The 4,105-nt window shown below is 45.4% G+C and carries 4 protein-coding genes and 1 pseudogene; 3 read left to right on the top strand and 2 right to left on the bottom strand.

The window, feature by feature from the left end:
* On the bottom strand, nt 1–827 hold an 827-nt coding region (locus tag QVP40_RS04590), incomplete at its 3' end, for an aldo/keto reductase (protein ID WP_288200327.1).
* Nucleotides 828–914: 87 nt separating this feature from the next.
* Nucleotides 915–1,655: a lysophospholipid acyltransferase family protein gene (locus tag QVP40_RS04585; protein ID WP_022067311.1), complete on the bottom strand. Its 741-nt coding sequence runs from the start codon at nt 1,653–1,655 to the stop codon at nt 915–917.
* Between the two features lie 143 nt (nt 1,656–1,798).
* On the opposite strand from QVP40_RS04585, the gene QVP40_RS04580 reads away from it, so the two are divergent.
* The 3 genes and pseudogenes from QVP40_RS04580 to QVP40_RS13855 all read left to right on the top strand — a co-directional run.
* Nucleotides 1,799–2,203: a protease complex subunit PrcB family protein gene (locus QVP40_RS04580; RefSeq protein WP_022067310.1), complete on the top strand. Its 405-nt coding sequence runs from the start codon at nt 1,799–1,801 to the stop codon at nt 2,201–2,203.
* 19 nt (nt 2,204–2,222) lie between these two features.
* On the top strand, nt 2,223–3,779 hold the full coding sequence (locus tag QVP40_RS04575) for a DUF3794 and LysM peptidoglycan-binding domain-containing protein (protein ID WP_022067309.1): 1,557 nt from the start codon (nt 2,223–2,225) through the stop codon (nt 3,777–3,779).
* A 147-nt stretch (nt 3,780–3,926) separates the two neighbouring features.
* Nucleotides 3,927–4,105, top strand: a pseudogene (locus tag QVP40_RS13855) (4-(cytidine 5'-diphospho)-2-C-methyl-D-erythritol kinase); the annotation flags it as partial.

Here is a 4,105-nt window from a genome sequence, read left to right as displayed (position 1 = left end):
GCAACAGCCTGATATACATGCTCCGGTGAATCGAAACCAGCCATAACGCTTGCCACAGCCGGGCGGGTCAGAGCATAGTGGAGACACTGGACAGGCGTAAGCGCAACGCCGAAAGGAGAGGTTTTTGCATCAAAAAGTCTTCCCCCTGCATAGCCTTTCATAACAGTGATGCCTACATTTTCCTGTTCGCAGATACGGTAAAGTTCTTCCCTTTCCGGATCAATACGGTTCAGGCCGTCCGCGTATTTTTCCACAAAATAATCGTCCAGATTTTCACTTGGAGGCAGAAGGTCAAAGGCCGGGTTGATGCTGAACAGGATCATTTCAATTTCGCCATGAAGAGCGGCCATTTTTGCAACTGTGGGGTTGTGGGTGCTCATTCCGATGTGGCGGATAGTTCCGTTTTCTTTCAGGCTCCGGACATAGGCAATAAATTCGCCGGACATGATTTCTTTAAATTCCTCAGGGCTGTCAACAAAGTGGATCATGCCCAGATCAATGTAATCTGTCTGCATTCTTGTAAGAAGATCACGGAAAGCTTCATCCACCTTGTCCAGCTCTCTGGTACGTTCATACTGACCGTTCTGCCAGGTGGAACCAATGTGTCCCTGAATGATCCATTTGTCCCTGCAGTCTTTGATGGCATTTCCGATATTGGAGCGGACATTTGGTTCGGACATCCAGCAGTCCAGGATGTTGATGCCCTCTTTCTGACAAACATCAATGATCTCTTTTACCTCTTCTGTGTTGTGGCGTTCCAGCCATTCGCCTCCAAGACCGATCTCGCTGACCTTGAGACCTGTTTTTCCAAGTGTACGGTATTTCATAACATTTTCCTCCCTTTAAAAATAATGCGGTTCCGGAAGAAATCAGCTTTTCAGAAGATTTTGTCCGGACCGCATGTAATGAACAGCTTATACAAGATCTTTATTTTTCTTAATTGTTTCCAGAATAATATTCTGTGTGTATTCTCCAAGATGTCTCTGGTCATTTTTGTCCAGCTCTTTTACATAAATGGGCTTACAGTATTCCACGATCACATGACAGGGTCTGATCTTTGGAAAATGGGCTTCAAAAATTTCCGCCGTATTGTTCATGGCAATGGGGATAATGGGACAGCCTGATTTGGAGGCGATCTTAAAGCTTCCCTCATGGAAGGGAAGAAGCTCTGTTTCGTCCTCTGCCTTATTTCTGGTGCCTTCCGGGAAAATACAGATGGAAATTCCTGACTTTACTTTTTCAATGGCAGTGAGGATGGTTTTCAGCCCCTGCTTGATATCTTTACGGTCAAGAAACAGACAATGCAGATATTTCATCCAGTTTGACAGAAGGGGAATCTTTTCCATTTCTTTTTTTGCCACATAGCCGGTGCGGATAGGACAGCGGCTGTAGGTGAGAAGAATGTCAAAATAGCTTCTGTGATTGCCGATGTAAAGCACAGGAGTATCCTTTGGGACATTTTCTTCGCCGATCACAGTGATCTTTGTTCCGGCAACCCACAGAATAAATTTAAAAGCGCCCTGGATCAGCCGGAGAGAGCTGATTTCTTTTGTCATGGGAGAGAATTTACCAATGATCCATTCTACAATAAGAACAGGAATGGAAAGAATCAGAAATCCGATCACTATGACAGCAACAAGTAAAAAGCGAATCATAATCGTACCTCTTTCGTATACGGCAGCCCATATCATGTGCGGCTGCCTTAATAGTAACATTATACAAATTAAATGAAATTGTTGCAATAAATCTTTTGGCAATTACATACAATACTTATCAAGGAACGGATTGGGGTGGCATTATGAAAAAGATAGTCCTTCTGGTCTGTTATCTGATTCTGATTCTGTCTCTGGGAGGCTGCCGGCTGGTGCGCATCGAGGAAGAAAAAAGAATGCCTCTTGAGTATGAGGTGGTGGAACCGGAACAGCTTCCTGAGGAAGCGGCTGCACTTGTGGAAGAAAAAAAGGCTTCAGAGTTCAGGGTCACATATCAGAGCGGAAAAGAGCTTTATCTGATCAGAGGCTACGGAAAACAGATGAGCGGCGGATACAGCATTCAGGTAAAAGAGCTTTCAGCTTCTTCCACGGCTGTATTTTTTGAGACAAAGCTGATGGGTCCCTCTGCAGAAGAACAGAGCGGAGCGCCGTCCTATCCGTATATAGCAGTAAAAATACAGTACCGGAAGGAACCGGTACAGTTTCAATAATGACAGGAGGAAAAGAAAAGTGGAATTAAAAAAAGAAGATATTCAGATGCTGCGGGTAAAAAGCCGGGCAACCAGTCAGGTAACCTTTGATGCTGATTACAATGTTCCGGATGTGAAGCCGGATATCGGACGAATGATCCAGAATAAAGGAGAGGTGGAGGTGGAGGAGGTCCGTTTAAATGACGGGCACGCTTTTGTCCGCGGAAGCCTCAATGTAGATCTTCTTTATGTGGGGGAAGAGGAAGGAAGAGTGTACAGTCTTTCTGCGAAGCTTCCTGTGGAAGAGACACTGAATCTGGAGGGAATTGTAAGCGGAGATAAAATGTGCCTGAAATGGGAGATCGAGGATCTGAGTCTTCATCTGATCCATTCCAGAAAGCTGAACATAAAGGCAGTAGTGACATTTTATGCAGTTGTGGATGAGCTGGCAGGAATCCGTCTGCCTGTGGCTGTGGACGATGAAACTGTTTCCGTAAAAAAGAAGCCCATGAAGCTTTTAAGTCTTGCCGTACATAAAAAGGACACTCTGCGCAAAAAGGAGGAGATTGTTTTATCCTCCAATAAGCCCAATGTAGCAGAGCTTTTGTGGCACACTGCAGAAGTCCGGAGCCTTGATCTTCGGCCTGAAGAGGACAGAGTAAAGGCAAAGGGAGAGCTGTATGTATTTGTGCTCTATACCGGAGATGATGAGGGAAGGACACATCAGTGGCTGGAATATTCGGTTCCATTTTCCGGCGAGGTGGAGTGTCCGGGATGTACGGCAGATATGATCCCCAATATGGAGGCTGCCGTGATCAGCCAGTCAGTGGAGGTGAAGCCGGATTCTGACGGGGAGGAACGGCTTCTGATGGCAGATATGGTACTGGAAGTGGATATGAAGCTTTACCGGGAGGAAGAGCATGAGGTGGTCCTGGATGTATATACGCCTTTGCGCCAGTGTATTCCAAAAGGAAAAACAGAGGCTCTGGAAAGTCTGCTGATCCGGAATTTTTCCAAGTGCAGGCTGTCTGACAGGATCGAAATGAAGGAGACCAGAGGGAAGATTCTTCAGATCTGTCACAGCCAGGGACAGGTGAAGGTGGATAAAACAAGGATTGTAGAGGGCGGCGTGCAGGTAGACGGTATTGTTCAGCTTAAAATCCTTTATATTGTGGGAAATGACGATATGCCGTTTTATTCCATGGAGACCATGATTCCCTTTACTCAGATGGTGGAAGCAGGCGGAATCACAGAGCAGAGTGTGTATTATCTTCATGCAGATCTGGAACAGCTTGCCACTTCCATGGTGGACAGTGATGAAATAGAGATCAGGGCAACTGTGAGCCTGAATCTTCTTGTTATGAGCTGTCAGGAAACAATGGTCATAGATAAGGTGGAGGAGCAGCCTCTGGATGAGGAAAAGGTGCGGGCAATGCCGGGAATTACTGTTTATGTGGTAAAACCGGAAGACTCTCTCTGGGATATCGCAAAGAAATTTTATACTACAGTGGAGGAGATCAGTACAGTCAATGAACTGAAGGACGGAGAGATCTCTGTGGGGCAGCCTCTGCTCCTTATAAAAAAAGTGGAACAATGACTATTGAAATTCCTGTAAAAATCATATAAAATATTTGCAAAGAATTGTATACAAAGTACAGAAAAAAACGCTGCTGTCCACAGATTTTACGGCAGTGCATAATAAAAAGTATAAAAGATAAAGTACGAAAGGACAGAGGAATGGCTTATGCGTCTTAGGGCAATGGCAAAAATCAATCTTGGACTTGATGTGATCCGCAAAAGGGAGGACGGATATCATGAGGTGCGCATGATCATGCAGACTGTGCGTATGTATGATACCCTGGAGATCAGGAAAAAACAGGCGCCGGGGATTTCCCTTCGCTCCAACCTGCCCTATGTTCCGTC

It is taken from the genome of Blautia sp. CAG:257 (genome assembly GCF_000433815.1).
In the GTDB taxonomy this organism is placed as follows: Bacteria; Bacillota; Clostridia; order Lachnospirales; family Lachnospiraceae; genus Blautia_A; species Blautia_A caecimuris.
This window is presented reverse-complemented; position numbering and strand designations above follow the sequence as displayed.

Bases quoted from the DNA above. Each gene is read 5' to 3' on its own strand.
- QVP40_RS04580 (WP_022067310.1), top strand. From the start codon at position 1,799: ATGAAAAAGATAGTCCTTCTGGTCTGTTATCTGATTCTGATTCTGTCT.
- QVP40_RS04585 (WP_022067311.1), bottom strand. From the start codon at position 1,655: ATGATTCGCTTTTTACTTGTTGCTGTCATAGTGATCGGATTTCTGATT.